This window comes from Streptomyces lothianensis (assembly GCF_047779955.1).
In the GTDB taxonomy this organism is placed as follows: domain Bacteria; phylum Actinomycetota; class Actinomycetes; order Streptomycetales; family Streptomycetaceae; genus Streptomyces.
The window spans coordinates 59892-73824 of the sequence record NZ_JBLMKT010000014.1; the positions used below are offsets into that span (position 1 = coordinate 59892).

General features: G+C 71.4%; 12 protein-coding genes and 1 tRNA gene. 8 read left to right on the forward strand and 5 right to left on the reverse strand.

Annotation, left to right across the window (positions count from 1 at the left end):
• The first annotated feature begins 211 nt into the window (after positions 1–211).
• From ACLF6P_RS02105 to ACLF6P_RS02115, 3 genes are all read left to right on the forward strand, one after another.
• Positions 212–958, forward strand: coding sequence for a phosphotransferase family protein (locus tag ACLF6P_RS02105; RefSeq protein ID WP_415947586.1), 747 nt, complete (start codon positions 212–214; stop codon positions 956–958).
• A gap of 101 nt (positions 959–1059) precedes the next feature.
• Positions 1060–1144 (forward strand) — tRNA-Ser (locus tag ACLF6P_RS02110).
• Between the two features lie 359 nt (positions 1145–1503).
• Positions 1504–2388, forward strand: a complete 885-nt coding sequence (locus ACLF6P_RS02115) for an oxygenase MpaB family protein (RefSeq protein ID WP_415947587.1) — start codon at positions 1504–1506, stop codon at positions 2386–2388.
• Positions 2389–2512: 124 nt separating this feature from the next.
• On the opposite strand, the gene ACLF6P_RS02120 is transcribed toward ACLF6P_RS02115, so the two are convergent.
• Positions 2513–3994: a S1C family serine protease gene (locus ACLF6P_RS02120; protein WP_415947589.1), complete on the reverse strand. Its 1482-nt coding sequence runs from the start codon at positions 3992–3994 to the stop codon at positions 2513–2515.
• Positions 3995–4225: 231 nt separating this feature from the next.
• On the opposite strand from ACLF6P_RS02120, the gene ACLF6P_RS02125 reads away from it, so the two are divergent.
• Positions 4226–5041: a glycerophosphodiester phosphodiesterase gene (locus ACLF6P_RS02125; protein WP_415947590.1), complete on the forward strand. Its 816-nt coding sequence runs from the start codon at positions 4226–4228 to the stop codon at positions 5039–5041.
• Here ACLF6P_RS02125 and ACLF6P_RS02130 read toward each other — a convergent pair.
• Positions 4995–5498 carry an ATP-binding protein gene (locus ACLF6P_RS02130; protein WP_415947619.1) on the reverse strand — a complete coding sequence of 168 codons (504 nt, stop codon included), beginning with the start codon at positions 5496–5498 and terminating at the stop codon, positions 4995–4997. The two genes, ACLF6P_RS02125 and ACLF6P_RS02130, sit on opposite strands and share 47 nt — an antisense overlap.
• Positions 5499–5887: 389 nt before the next feature.
• On the opposite strand from ACLF6P_RS02130, the gene ACLF6P_RS02135 reads away from it, so the two are divergent.
• Positions 5888–6871: a DUF5926 family protein gene (locus ACLF6P_RS02135; RefSeq protein ID WP_415947591.1), complete on the forward strand. Its 984-nt coding sequence runs from the start codon at positions 5888–5890 to the stop codon at positions 6869–6871.
• A gap of 310 nt (positions 6872–7181) precedes the next feature.
• Here the strand turns inward: ACLF6P_RS02135 and ACLF6P_RS02140 are convergent, their stop codons facing one another.
• Positions 7182–7829, reverse strand: a complete 648-nt coding sequence (locus ACLF6P_RS02140) for a hypothetical protein (RefSeq protein WP_415947592.1) — start codon at positions 7827–7829, stop codon at positions 7182–7184.
• 91 nt (positions 7830–7920) lie between these two features.
• A complete protein-coding gene (locus ACLF6P_RS02145; protein WP_415947593.1) occupies positions 7921–8622 on the reverse strand; it encodes a bifunctional DNA primase/polymerase in 702 nt (233 codons plus the stop codon).
• Between the two features lie 545 nt (positions 8623–9167).
• On the opposite strand from ACLF6P_RS02145, the gene ACLF6P_RS02150 reads away from it, so the two are divergent.
• Together ACLF6P_RS02150 and ACLF6P_RS02155 are read left to right on the forward strand one after the other, a co-directional pair.
• The gene (locus tag ACLF6P_RS02150) at positions 9168–10601 is read left to right on the forward strand and encodes a PP2C family protein-serine/threonine phosphatase (RefSeq protein WP_415947594.1); all 1434 of its coding nucleotides are present in this window, start codon (positions 9168–9170) and stop codon (positions 10599–10601) included.
• A gap of 112 nt (positions 10602–10713) precedes the next feature.
• Positions 10714–12189: an aminopeptidase P family protein gene (locus ACLF6P_RS02155; protein ID WP_415947595.1), complete on the forward strand. Its 1476-nt coding sequence runs from the start codon at positions 10714–10716 to the stop codon at positions 12187–12189.
• Positions 12190–12263: 74 nt separating this feature from the next.
• On the opposite strand, the gene ACLF6P_RS02160 is transcribed toward ACLF6P_RS02155, so the two are convergent.
• Entirely contained in the window at positions 12264–12794 is a 531-nt protein-coding gene (locus ACLF6P_RS02160) for an ATP-binding protein (RefSeq protein WP_415947596.1), read from the reverse strand.
• A gap of 228 nt (positions 12795–13022) precedes the next feature.
• Here ACLF6P_RS02160 and ACLF6P_RS02165 point away from each other — a divergent pair, with 228 nt between their 5' ends.
• Entirely contained in the window at positions 13023–13826 is an 804-nt protein-coding gene (locus ACLF6P_RS02165) for a hypothetical protein (RefSeq protein WP_415947598.1), read from the forward strand.
• The last annotated feature ends 107 nt before the right edge of the window (positions 13827–13933 follow it).

Here is a 13933-nt window from a genome sequence, read left to right on the forward strand (position 1 = left end):
CTCGCCCTCCGGAGGCCTTGGCCCTCCGGAGAGGGTCGCCCCCCCCCCGGGACCGCACTCCTCACAACGGGAGCGGACTTCGCCTGATCGAGAACCTGCGCCGAGAACCGGTGTCGCGCATGAGGCTGTCGGGCAGCGGGATGCGGTCGCCTGCGTCACCGCATGCCGAAGTCCGGTGACACCGACGATCACCTCCGGGAAACTGGTCACCATGGAGAAGGTCGAAGTCGTCGTCGCCCATTCCGAGCGTGCAACCCTGCGCGTCGGGGACATGTTCCTGAAAGTGGACGCCGACCAGGCGCGGGTCGACGTCGAGGTCGAGGCGATGGCCCTGGCTCCGGTCCCGACCCCGGAGGTCCTGTGGCGCAGGCCACCCGTACTGGCGATCGCCGCGCTCCGGGGGGCGACGCTCGGGCGCCTCGGCCGGCCGTCGACCGCCTCCTCTACGGCGTGGGCGGCGGCGGGCGCCGCCATCCGCAAGCTGCACGACGGGCCGTTGCCGCCCCGGCCCGGCCGTGCCGGCCGGAGCAGCGACGCGCTGGCGGCGGAACTCGACGCCGAGTGCGAACTGCTCGTGACGGGGGGCCTGCTGCCCGCCGACCTGGTCACCCGTAACCACCGGATCGCCCAGGCCGCACTCCGGCCGTGGACTCCGGCGTTCACACACGGCGACCTGCAGATCGCGCACGTCTTCGTCGCCGACGACGAGGTCACCGGCATCATCGACTGGTCCGAGGCGGGCCAGGGCGATGCCCTGTACGACCTCGCCACGTTCACGCTCGGACACGAGGACCACCTCGACGACGTCCTCACCGGCTACGGCGCCGACGTCAACCTCGACGTGATCCACGCCTGGTGGTCCCTGCGCAGCCTGCTGGCGGTTCGCTGGCTGTCCGAGCACGGCTTCGACCCGTTCGCACCGGGCTGTGAGGTGGACGTACTGAGTTCCCGGATATGAGGCTCCTGGAGGTTCGGAAGCACCCTCCTGCCAGGAGTCGTTGGAGCACCCGCACCCAGGGCCGGTACGCTGTACAAGCTCCGTCGCAGGTGGCGGGGCGAGGTGGGTTGCCCGAGCGGCCTAAGGGAACGGTCTTGAAAACCGTCGTGGCGCGAGTCACCGTGGGTTCAAATCCCACACCCACCGCGCAGGTGAACGGCCTCTGACCAGGTGACACGGTCGGGGGCCGTTGCTGTGTCCGCTCCCCACGAGCGACCGGTGTTCCCCGTGGTTCCCCGCTCGAACGGGCATGGGAGGGGCAGGGCACCTCTGGTGCTCTGCCTCCCGTCACGACACGACTACGCGGCTCCACGCTTCCTCCTGCTGGCGCTGCTCGTGACCGCGCTGTGCATCTTCCTCGGCTACCGGCAAAGTCTGGATGAAACAGCAGCGCCGGGAAGGTGCACCACGTGCCTGAGGTCGGCGGAATGGCTTTGGAGCATCACGCTGACCCGCGAATCGGGCAGGCTTACCCAGCGTGGCGTGCGGGCTGGTAGGAACGGGGCATGTCGATGAAGTCGAAACGGTATGAACGGCTTGCGCGGATACGGCAGCTCCACCCGGAGCGTGATGCCACGGAGATCTACCGGCTCATGGTCGCGTACGAGTTTCCCTGGGACGTCAACCGTGCGCTCGAACTCGCCCTCTACAGAACCTATGCAGTACCCAGCATCGGCCGACTCCTCGCCGAGACGGCGGAGTTGACGGAGCGTTCGCAGAAGCGTTACGACGACACCGCGCTGCTGCTCGACAGCGTCATGGAGTTCGGCTTCGAGTCCGGGCAGGGGCGCAGCGCGATCCGGCGCATCAACCAGATGCACCGCAGCTACGACATCAGCAATGACGACATGCGGTACGTGCTCTCCACCTTCGTGGTGATGCCGAAGCGCTGGATCGACGTCTACGGCTGGCGGCGGCTCTCGCAGCACGAGACGGTCGCCATGGTGACGTACTACCGCACGCTCGGCCGGCACATGGGCATCAGCGACATCCCCGCCACGTACGAGGAGTTCGAGCGGCTCCTCGACAGCTACGAGGAGGAGCAGTTCGACTGGGACCCGCGCTCGCGCGAGGTCTCCGACGCGACGGTAGCGCTCATGACCTCCTGGTACCCGGCCCCGCTCGCGCCGCTCCTGCGCACCGGTGTGCTCGCGCTCCTGGACGACCACCTGCTGAACGCGTTCCGCTACGAGGCTCCGCCCGCCCGCACCCGTTCACTGGTGCGGGCCGCCGTGCGGCTGCGCGGCCGGGCGGTACGGCTGCTTCCGCCGCGCAGCACACCGCACTTCGCCCGCCAGAACCGCGAGGTCAAGGGCTATCCCGACGGCTACCGCATCGAGGAGCTCGGCACCCGGCCGCAGCCGGGTGTGCGTGGGTGTCCGGTGCGGTAGCAACTGTGCGCCAAGGCAGGGGCCCGGTGTCGGAGGCGGGCGGCGGTGCGGCCGTCCGCCTCCGGATGCGGATGCGGATGCGGGTGCGGGTGCGGGTGCAGATGTGGATACGGGGGCGCCGGGGCTACTTCTCCTCGCCCTTGCTGCCCAGGGTCACGTCCACCGTGTGCTCCTTGCCGTCCCGCTCGTAGGTGAGCTTCACGGTGTCGCCCGGCCGGTACGTCCAGATCTCGCTGATGAGGGTCGGGCCGCTGTCGATCGCGCGGTCGCCGAGCTTGGTGATCAGGTCGCCCGGTTCGAGGCCGGCCTTGTCGGCGGGGCCGCCCGGCTGGATCGCCTCGGTGCCGCCCGCGCCCTGCTCGGTGATGCGCGCGCCGCCCTCGCGGCTCGTCTCGTCGATGCTGACCGAGGCGCCGATCATCGGATACGTGGCCTCACCCTTCTCGATCAGCTGCTTGGCCACCCGCTGGGCCTGGTTGATCGGGATCGCGAAGCCGAGGCCGATCGAACCGGCCTGGCCGTCCATGCCGCTGCCCGCCGACTGAATCGCCGAGTTGACGCCGATCACCGCGCCGCGCGCGTCGAGCAGCGGGCCGCCCGAGTTGCCCGGGTTGATCGAGGCGTCGGTCTGCAGGGCGCTCATGTACGAGCGGGTCGAGCCGCCGTCGCTGGAGGCGACCGGACGGTTCTTGGCGCTGACGATGCCGGTGGTCACCGTGTTGGAGAGGCCGAACGGGGCGCCGATCGCGATCGTGGCATCGCCGACCGCGACCTTGTCCGAGTCGGCGAGGGGGAGCGGCGTGAGCCCGGAGGCGTTCTTCAGCTTGAGCACGGCCACGTCGTAGCCCTGGGCCCGGCCGATCACCTCGGCCTCGTACTTCTTGCCGTCCGAGAACGTCGCCGAGAGGCGCCCGCCCCGCGCCGCCGTCGCCACCACGTGGTTGTTGGTGAGGATGTGGCCCTCGCGGTCGTAGACGAAGCCGGTGCCCGTGCCGCCCTCGCCGCCCGCGCCCTCGGCGTCGATGGTCACCACGCTCGGCAGCGCCTTCGCGGCGATCCCGGCCACCGAGTCCGGTGCGCGCTTGAGGTCGGCGGGGATGTCGGAGGCGGCGACGGTCGTCGAGTTCGTACCGCTGTCGTTGCGCTCGGCCGCCCAGTAGCCGATGCCGCCGCCGACACCGCCCGCGACCAGTGCGGCGGCGAGCGCGGCGGCGATGAGACCGCCCTTGCGGGACTTGGGGTTCATCGGGGCCGGCTGATAGCCCGCGCCCCACTCCGGCCCGCCCGCGCCGTGGCCGCCCGTGCCGTGGCCGCCCGTGCCGTGGCTGCCCGCGTCCTGGGCGTACGCGGGGGTGGTGGGCGGCTGGGGCGGCCAGGTGGCGCCGGGGTGGGTGGGGGCGGTGGTGCCCGGGGTGGGGGCGGCGATGCCCGGGGTGGGGGCGGCGGGCTGGTGGGGGTCAGACGGCGGGACGTGCGCGGCGGTGTCACCCGCCCCGGCGTCCTGCCCGGCGGTGCCCCCGGCGTCCGCGGTTGACGGGGCCGACGGAGGCGCGGGAGGTACGGACGGGGCGGGGGAGACCTCGTTGCCCTCGTTCTCGGTGCTCACAGCTGTACTCCTCGATCCACGGCATGACTCCGCACGGTTGCTTCGCAAGCCTTTCCCAAGGGACGTCAGGTCGCCATAAGCCACACCTGTGCATCCGCCGCCCATCCTCGACGGCGCTCGGAACGGCCGCATCCGGTGTGCTCCCGGCCGGGGAGTGCTCCCGTACACCACGGGCACCCCACACCAGGCACCCCGCACCACGCATACCCCGCAAAGTGACACCATGTCGCGGTGACTTCCGCACGAACCCCGCAGCGCGACCCGCGGTCGAGCCCTCAGATTCAGGTGGTGGCCCACCGCGGCGCCTCCGAAGACGCTCCCGAGCACACGCTCGCCGCCTACAAGAAGGCGATCGAGGACGGCGCCGACGCGCTCGAATGCGATGTCCGGCTGACCGCCGACGGGCACCTCGTCTGTGTCCACGACCGGCGTGTCAACCGTACGTCAAACGGCCGAGGCGCCGTCTCCGCGCTCGAGCTCGCGGATCTCGCGGCGCTCGACTTCGGCTCCTGGAAGAACAGGGAGGACGGCCCGGACTGGGAGGACACCTCCGTACTGACGCTCGAGCGGCTGCTCGAACTCGTCGCGGACGCGGGCCGGCCGCTGCAGCTCGCGATCGAGACCAAGCATCCGACCCGCTGGGCGGGCCAGGTCGAGGAGCGGCTGCTGCTCCTGCTGAAGCGTTTCGGTCTGGACGCGCCGAAGTCGGCCGCGGATTCTCCGGTACGGGTGATGAGTTTCTCCGCGCGCTCCCTGCACCGGGTACGGGCGGGGGCACCGACACTGCCGACCGTGCATCTGCTGCAGTTCCTCACGCCGCGCGTGCGTGACGGACGGCTGCCGGAAGGCGTGGGGATCGCGGGTCCGGGGATCCGGTTCGTACGCAGTCATCCGGCGCACATCGAGAAGCTGCAGCGGGCCGGGCACCAGGTGCATGTGTGGACCGTGGACGAGCCCGAGGACGTGGACCTCTGTGTCCGGCTCGGGATCGACGCGATCATCACCAACCGGCCACGGGCGGTATTGCAGCAGCTCGGGCGGGGCTGAGCTCCGGCTCGTCCTTCGTCCGGGTGCCGAGCACGACCCATACGGTGACCTCGCCGGCCGCCCCGTCCCGTACGCCCCACTCCTCGCCGAGTGCGGCGATGATGCCGAGGCCGCGGCCGCCGTGGGCCGTCACCGAGGGAGTGGCCGGAACCGGTCGGGTCGGTCCGCCCCCATCCGTCACTTCAATGGTCAGTTTGCCCCGTTTGTCCAGCCGCCAGGCCGCCCGCACATTGCCGTCGCCCACGACCGCCGCATCGCCGAGCGGCCTGCCATGCCGACAGGCATTGCTCAGCAGCTCGGAAAGGATCAGTACCGCATCGTCCACGACGCCCTCCGAGACACCGCTCATACGCAACTGATCACGCATGCAGCGCCTCGCCTGCCCCACGCCCGCAGGGCCATGGGGCACGGCCATGCTTGACGACGTCGGCACCTCCTGTGCCACCACCAACGCCACCCCCGAGACCTCCTTAGCCCCACGCCACGGTGTCAATGCCCCGATGTCGTTCACCGGAAACCGGCCAATCCTCAGTACGTGACCTCTTCATGACGCACTCGGGACATACGGATACGGTCCGAACGCGCCGGGGCACAGTGCGTGAGTGGCGGGCGGGGTTCGGTGGGTGCGTGAGCGGGGGGGCGGGGTGCGGCTGGGTACGGGGGGCGAGGTACGGGGAGCGAGGTACGGGGGGCGAGGTTCGGTGGGGTGGATTGTCAGTGGGCGTCGATAGCCTTGGAAAGGGCGCAGCCCCCGGGAGGGAGGGGACTGTCCAGTGGGGCGTGCTGCCTGCCCCAACCGGCTAGGCTCACCGCCGTACCGCCCAAGCCGTGACCGGGAGACGCACGATGGCCAAGAAGCGCCCTCAGACGAAGAAGCCGCAGAAGGCGCAGATCAGCAAGGCGCAGCTCGTCGACGGTGAGGTGCCCGTCGTCGGTGCGCGCGAGCCTTGCCCCTGCGGCTCCGGCCGGCGTTACAAGGCCTGCCACGGCCGGGCCGCCGCGCATGCCGTGACCGAGCTGGTGCACCGCCCGTTCGAGGGGCTGCCCGGCGAGTGCGACTGGGTCGCGCTGCGCGAGCTGGTGCCCGCGGCGACCGTGGAGCTCACCCTCAAGGACGGGCTGCCCGAGGGCGTGCCGTCGGTGACGCTCGCGACCGTGCTGCCGATGGCGTGGCCGGGGCTGCGCCGCGAGGACGGCGCGGTCCTGATCGGACTGCAGAACGACACCTCTTCCGGTGACCTCAGCCGTGATCTCGCCGACGTCCTCACCCAGGCCCTCGCCACCGAGCCGGGCAATCCGGTCGCCGCCCGCCGCACGGGCACCGACGGGCCGCGGCTGCAGGAACTGCTCGACCCGAAGGCCCCGTTCGAGCCGGTGGTGCACGAGGGCTTCGAGTTCTGGGTGCCGGACGCCGAGAACGCCAACGCGGAGGTGACCGCCTCCCTGGAGCGCGCCAACGCCGCCGCGATCCCGACCGTGAAGCTCCCGGGCCTGGACGCCGCGTACTGGTGCGAGACCCCGGAGAAGAACCACCTGCGCTGGGTCATGCCGCACCCGGAGGAGAAGCTGCTCGACGCGCTCGCCCGGCTGCACGCGGCCGGGACGTCGAGCCTCGGCGAGGGCACGCGCCTGGTGGGCTCCTTCCGTGCGCACGGTCTGATGGTGCCGGTCTGGGACCTGCCGACCGGGATGAGCGCGGCCGATGTGGAGAAGCCCGCCGCCGAGTTCGCCGAGCGGCTCGCCGCCGCCCTCGCCGACGAGTCGCCGCTGACCGGCGAGGAGCGCCGGGCGCGCGGCGGGCTCACCAACCGGCAGGTGACACTGAGCTGAGGCGGGCGGACTGCGCTGCGCAGTCCGGGCGGTCCGGACGGTCCGGGCGGTGCTCCGCCTCCGCTCCGGGTAATCCACAGCCAACACACAGGAAACCCGTAGAAAAGGCATGACAACGGTCACAACTCCCGCTCTTGCCCGGTAAATCCCTTGCGGATCGCCGATACCGGCCGAGATCGAATTTGCGAACGGCGGATTTTGGGTTACCGTTCAAGTAGTCCGGTCGCTGGTGCATCCCCCGTCGCCAGCGACCGGACCTTTGCGTTTCCGGGGTCCGGGACGCGTACGGCCGCTCCGTATGGAGCGGCGCTCAACCCTCGGCAGGGGGCTCCGTGTTGCTTCCGGAGCGCAGCAGCAGCGGACCGACCGCCCCACCCCCCGCCCGGCCTTCCTCCCCCGGCTCGGCGCGCACCGCGAATTCCGCGACCGCCCAGTACTCCTCCGGTTCACCCGCCGTCGGTTCCCGCGGCGTCTGGCACGCCCCGGGCTCGTCGCCCTGGCCCACCGCGCAGTGGATCCGTACGGTCCGTCCGCCGGGTGCCATGAGGGTGAGTACGGAGGTGAGTTCCTCGCCGGTGGCATTGCGGTAGTACGTACGGGCCCAGGTGTCACCGCTCCGGGTGAGCACACAGGTCTGGGCCTCGACGCCCTCCGGCGAGGCGAGTTCGGGGCCGCACTGTGCGAGGGTCGCCAGGCCGAGCCCGGACAGGAGGTCCGAGGCGCCCTCGCCATCGCCCTCGACACCCTCGCCTTCGCCCGCGGGCCGCTCCGTCACTCCACCTGCCCGGGGCGCCATCTCCCCACCGGCCCGGTGCGCCGCCTCCGCACCGTTGCGCCCGTCGGCCACACCGGCACCGGGCCCCGCCGAGGCCTCCGGCCCCACCGAAGCCCCGGCGAGCGGCAGCAGGACCGCGAACACGGCAACGGCGATGAGCGCGGACATACGTGTTCGCTGCAAGAGACCCACCTGCTCAACTGAAGCGCACGAACGGGGTGAGCCGAAGATAGCGACGGGCGCGGGCCGTGGGGCCCGCCCGCGCCCGCGGCACCTAGAACTCGGGCGCGCTCACACCCGTATGAGTGAGCGTGTCGACCAGGACGTCGACGATCGCCTCGATGTCGGGCAGCCAGGGCGTGGCCGAGCCGGGCAGCGGTGCGCGCTCCCAGCGGACCTCGCCGCGGCCGGTGTCCGAGGGCGGCAGGACGAGGTAGCCACCGCTCCCGTGGAAGCGGAGCGAACCGGGGACGTGGTCCTTGGCGTAGAGGAGTTCGCCGAGTTGCGGCATCGAGTACGGCGCGACGAGCAGCGACCAGCGGTCGGGGGTCGCGACGACCGGTCCGACGCGTACGCCGAGGCGGTCGAGCACCGCGAGCGAGCGGGCCGCGGCGATGGCCGGCAGGCTCACCGCGCTGGGGCCCGGGCCGCCCGTGGCGAGCAGGACCGGCGCCGTGGGCCGGTTGGCCCACCACCAGCGGACCATTCGCTCATCGCTGGTCGCGGCCAGGATGCCGGGGTCGAAGGGGTGACCGCCGGGCGCGGCGCAGTCGGGGTCGGGGCAGGCGCACTGCGGCGATCCGGGCCGCCGCAGCCCGGCTCCGGGAAGCACGGGCCACTGCCATGTCTTCGCGAAGGTCAGAGCCGCGCCGAGCTGGTCAGGTCTCCCACCGGATCGCCCACCGGTCTGCTCACCGGAGCGTTCGCCGGTTCGCTTCGACAGGAGCCTGCGTCGCCTTCCGAGGATCTCGCGCATGAGCGCTCGTTCCTTTCCGTTGAAAACGCAGAGACACTACCGACACTGCGGGCCACTTCGGACTGCTTCGGACATTGCGGACACCCACTCTGGAATGAGCAGATCACGCTTGGAGCTGGGACTGCGAGCTGGGACTGCACTGCGGATGCATCCATTACAACCATGGCGGCGGGTGGCGCGCCCTGGCGCGCACCGTCATGAAGCCGGTCGGTACGCGGCTGTCGCTCTCTAAGACGTATGGGTCCGTCGTCTGGTTCAGGCACGGCACAACTCCCGCCGGCCTCAACCCAGTACGTACCCGCCACGCCGATCCTGACGCTCGGAGCGAGCGGTTGGTGCGGGTCCCATGGGACCGCAATGTCGGATAGGACAGGTCTGTTTCACGCCAAGTTCTCATTTTGTCACAGTCACCGCGTCCACACCCTGGACACCAGGAATCCTTGCAGGACAATGCTGGACATCCCCAGACCAGTGCGTGTAGATGTGGACTCATTGCTGGCGGCGCAGAAGAGATGGGGGTTTGCGATGCTATTGAGCAATATCGAATGGCCGGAAAATCACCGGACCGGCACACCATGAGCGCCCCGAACCTTCCGAAAGTGGCCGGAATCGATCCCAGTGCCACCCGACGCCTGGGGCCCACCCCCGCACCCACCGCGGCGCCCGACCGCGCCCCTTCCCCCGCCCCCGCCACCCCGGCGGCCGCCGTCCAGGACCGTCTCGCCGGCTGGGTCTCCGACCTCACCACGCTGCACGAACTCACCGAGCGGCTCGTCCGCACCACCACCCTCGACGCCTGCCTGCGCGAGATCCTGCGCGCGGGCGCCGCGCTCGTCGGGGCCCGTCGCGGCCTCATGGTCCTCGAGCCCTCCGACGGGCTCGGCCCCGACTCCATGACGGGCCTCGGCCTGGAGCGCTCCGACCTCGGCCACATCGAGACCGTGCCGCGCAGCGCCACCTCCTACGGAGGGCTGCTCGACGGCACCAGCGCGCCCGGCCCCGGCGAATGCGGCATCGCCCAGCCCGATCTGCTCGCCGAGGAACACCTCGACCCCCACCTGCGCTCCGTCGTCGACCGACTCGGCTGCGCGGCGAGCTACGCCGTCCCACTCGGCTGCGATACGGCCGGCCTGCTCGGCGCCGCGGTCTGGCTCTACGACGAACCCGCCGAGCCCGGCGAACGGCAGCGCCACCTCATCGGCCTCTACGCGCGGTACGCGAGCGAACACACGGCACATCTGGTCGAACTCGAACGCACCCGCTCGGACATGGCCACCATCGCCGAGGAGCTGCTGCCCAGCCGGCTGCCCCGGGTCCCCGGCGTCCAGCTCGCCGCCCGGCACCGCAGCGGCCCGCGCGGCGGCGGCAGCTGGTTCGACGCGCTGCCGCTGCCGGAGAACGCGCTCGGGCTCTGTGTCGGATCGGTGGGCGGCTCCGGTCCCGGCGCCGTCGCCGCGATGGGGCGGCTGCGGGCGAGCCTCAGGGCGTACGCGGTGATGGAGGGCGAGGACCCCGTCGCCGTACTCTCCGATCTCGAACTGCTGCTGCGCCTGACCGAACCGGCGCGTACCGCCACCGCGCTCTTCGCCTACTGCGAACCGCACCGGCGCTCGCTCGTGCTCGCCGGGGCCGGGCACGCACCGCCGCTGATCATCGGCGAGCGGCGCACCGAGTTCGTGGAGACCTCCCTCTCCGCGCCGCTCGGGATGCTGAGCTGCTGGGAGGCGCCCAGCGTGGAGCTGTCCCCGGAGCCAGGAGAAACCGTCCTGCTGTACACGGACGGGCTGCTGCACCGCACCGGCGACCCGATCGACCGCGCCTTCGCCCGGCTGCACGCGGCGGCGGCGAGCGTGCCGCGGACGCTGCGCGAGGATCCCGGGGCGATCGCCGACCACATCCTGCGGACGGTGCTCCCGGACGGCCGGGACAAGGCAGAGGGCGCGGAGGACGTGGTGCTCCTGGCGGCCCGGTTCGCGTGAGGTCCTGACGGTCCGGTTCGCGTGACTTTGGCCATACCTGTGCGGCCCTGGGCTGCCTTCCGTACGGACATACGATGGACGGCGGTCCCCAGGTCACTACAAGGAGGTATCCGTGGCCGAAGAGCTCACTGACAAGGCCGGCGAGGACGCAGCCGAAGCGGCAGCCGAGAAGCCCATCAAGCAGCGGAAGAACGGACTGTACCCGGGCGTGTCCGAGGAACTCGCGGCGAGCATGCGCACCGGCTGGGCCGACACCGAGCTGACCGACCTGGAGCCCGTCGCCCAGGCCGGGCACACCGCCCGCCGCCGCGCCGCACTCTCCGCGGCCTTCCCCGGTGAGCGTCTGGTGATCCCCGCGGGCAATCTGAAGACCCGGTCGAACGACACGGAGTACAGCTTCCGCGCCGCCACGGAGTACGCGTACCTGACCGGCAACCAGACCGAGGACGGCGTCCTGGTCATGGAGCCCGTGGCGGAGGGCGGCCACGAGGCCACGCTCTACCTGCTGCCGCGCTCCGACCGCGAGAACGGCGAGTTCTGGCTGGACGGCCAGGGCGAGCTGTGGGTCGGCCGCCGCCATTCGCTGACCGAGGCCGCGAAGCTCTACGGCATCCCCGCCTCCGACGTCCGGAAGCTCGCGGAGAAGCTCGCCGAGTCGACCGGCCCGACCCGTGTCGTACGCGGGCACGACGCCGGCGTCGAGAAGGCCCTGACCGACAAGGTCACCGCAGAGCGCGACGAGGAGCTGCGGGTCTTCCTGTCCGAGGCGCGCCTGATCAAGGACGACTTCGAGATCGGGCAGCTGGAGCAGGCCTGCGCCTCCACCGCGCGCGGCTTCGAGGACGTCGTGAAGGTCCTCGACAAGGCCGAGGCCACCAGCGAGCGCTACATCGAGGGCACCTTCTTCCTGCGCGCCCGCGTCGAGGGCAACGACGTCGGCTACGGCTCGATCTGCGCCGCGGGCCCGCACGCCACGACCCTGCACTGGGTGCGCAACGACGGCCAGGTCCGCTCCGGCGACCTGCTCCTGCTCGACGCCGGCGTGGAGACGAACGAGCTCTACACCGCGGACATCACCCGCACCCTGCCGATCAACGGCCGGTACACCGAGCTGCAGAAGAAGATCTACGACGCGGTGTACGAGGCGCAGGAGGCGGGCATAGCGGCCGTCAAGCCGGGCGCCAACTACCGCGACTTCCACGATGCCGCCCAGCGCGTGCTCGCCGAGAAGCTCGTCGAGTGGGGTCTGCTCGAAGGCAGCGTCGAGCGCGTCCTCGAACTGGGTCTGCAGCGCCGCTTCACCCTGCACGGCACCGGTCACATGCTCGGTCTGGACGTCCACGACTGTGCCGCCGCGCGCCGTGAGACGTACGCGGACTGCACCCTCGAACCCGGCATGTGCCTGACGGTCGAGCCCGGTCTGTACTTCCAGGCCGACGACCTGACCGTCCCCGAGGAGTACCGCGGCATCGGCGTCCGGATCGAGGACGACATCCTCGTCACCGAGGACGGCAACCGGAACCTGTCCGAGGCCCTCCCCCGCACCAGCGAGGACGTCGAGGCCTGGATGGCCTCGCTGAAGGGCTGAGACGCTTCGGGTCCTGTGCGAGGAACGTGAGGAGGGGCGGTACGCGGCTGCGTACCGCCCCTCCACGCGTGGTGTCAGACACCCGCAGGACTGGGTGTGCGGGCCGGGACGGCAGCGGCGGCGGGGGCGCCGCTGAACTTGAGGGTCTTGTCGAAACTCAGGACCGCGCCGTTCCGGTTCGACAGCCGGACGTCGTCGGCGAGTTCACCGATCAGGTCGAGGCCGCGGCCGTTCTCCGCGCCGGGCGGGGTGGGGCCGCTTCCCGCACCGGGCGGGGTGGGGCCGCTTCCCGCACCGGTGGAGCCGTCGATCCTGGCGGGCGGGAAGCCCGGGCCCGAATCGGCCACCTCGATACGGCACAGCTCACCGTCCAGGTACGCCGTCACCCGGTACGCGTCCTGCCGCCCGGCCCCGCCGCGATCCGCGCCGCGGCCCGCCGTGCCGTGCTCCACCGCGTTCGCGCAGGCCTCCGTCAGCGCCACCGACAGCTCGTAGGAGATCTCCGGGTCGACGCCCGCGCGCTCCATGGTGGAAAGCAGGAGCCGGCGCGCGAAGGGGACGCTCGCGGCCTCGCTCCGCAGGCGGAGCGACCACCACAGGCTCATGTCCCAGGCATCCCTGCTACGGCTCGGCATACCGATACGTATTGCCGTCCGCAGCCGTGCGCAATCGCCCAGTTGACGTGATGCCGCCCATACGGCGGATGTGCCGGATACCTCACCAGGTGTAACGGAAGTACCGGACACACACCCACGCCCCACAGAACACCACATTCCGGATCTTGCGGACCTGCCGTACGGAGCGGATGAGCCCAGTGCGATGATTGGCCGGTCATGACTGCCCCCCACACGCGCGCGCAGCGGAACGGAACCGGGTTCCGGTTCCCCCGGGCCGTGGCCTTCGCCACGGTCTGCGTGGCGCTGTCCGCGGGCGGTCACGCACTCGCCTCGCACGGCGCTCTGCCCGTGTGGTCCCTCGGGCTCGGATTCCTCCTCGCGCTCGCCGTGGCCGTGCCGTTCTCCGGGCGGACACGATCCCTGCCGGTGCTGTCCGGCTTGCTCGCCGCGGGACAACTGGGGCTGCACTGCCTGTTCGGGCACGGCCAGCAGATGCTCGCCCAGGAAGTCGCCGACCGCACCGCGATGGAGCAGGCCAGGGGTCTGCTGTGCGGCGCGGGCGCGGTGGTCACCACCCCGCACCAGGCCTACCGCATCCTCGCGGACGCAGGCCTCGCCCCGAGCGGCCCCACGGGCACCGCCGGGCACACCCACCCCATGCCGGACGACATGGCCGCCGGGCAGGCGCCGGGCATGCTGCCCGATCTGCCGATGCTGCTCGGGCACCTGCTGGCCGCGCTCGCCCTCGGCTGGCTGCTGCGCCGCGGCGATCTCGCGCTGACCCGCGTCGTGGAACTCTCCGTACTCACGGCGCACGCGGTGGCCGAGGGGGCGCTCGTACGGTCCCTGCGTGCCGCGCTGTTCTTCGTCCGGGCCCTGCGGCACGGGCTGTCCACCACGCCCGCGGCGGTCATGGGCGCCGCCCCGCCGGATGCCCAGGCCCCGCCCCGTACCACCGCACTCGCCCACACCGTGATCAGGCGCGGGCCGCCCGCGCACAGGTTCGCCCTCACCGCCTGACGCGAGCCTGCTGCACCCGGCGAGCAGAACCTGCCGTGCCTGACGAGCAGAACCTGCTGCACCCGACGAGGCAGAAGGTGTCGCGCGGCGCTTCCGCGCGGCCGCAC

Bases quoted from the DNA above. Each gene is read 5' to 3' on its own strand.
- ACLF6P_RS02105 (WP_415947586.1), top strand. From the start codon at position 212: ATGGAGAAGGTCGAAGTCGTCGTCGCCCATTCCGAGCGTGCAACCCTG.
- ACLF6P_RS02115 (WP_415947587.1), top strand. From the start codon at position 1,504: ATGTCGATGAAGTCGAAACGGTATGAACGGCTTGCGCGGATACGGCAG.
- ACLF6P_RS02135 (WP_415947591.1), top strand. From the start codon at position 5,888: ATGGCCAAGAAGCGCCCTCAGACGAAGAAGCCGCAGAAGGCGCAGATC.
- ACLF6P_RS02145 (WP_415947593.1), bottom strand. From the start codon at position 8,622: ATGCGCGAGATCCTCGGAAGGCGACGCAGGCTCCTGTCGAAGCGAACC.
- ACLF6P_RS02150 (WP_415947594.1), top strand. From the start codon at position 9,168: ATGGCCGGAAAATCACCGGACCGGCACACCATGAGCGCCCCGAACCTT.
- ACLF6P_RS02160 (WP_415947596.1), bottom strand. From the start codon at position 12,794: ATGAGCCTGTGGTGGTCGCTCCGCCTGCGGAGCGAGGCCGCGAGCGTC.
- ACLF6P_RS02165 (WP_415947598.1), top strand. From the start codon at position 13,023: ATGACTGCCCCCCACACGCGCGCGCAGCGGAACGGAACCGGGTTCCGG.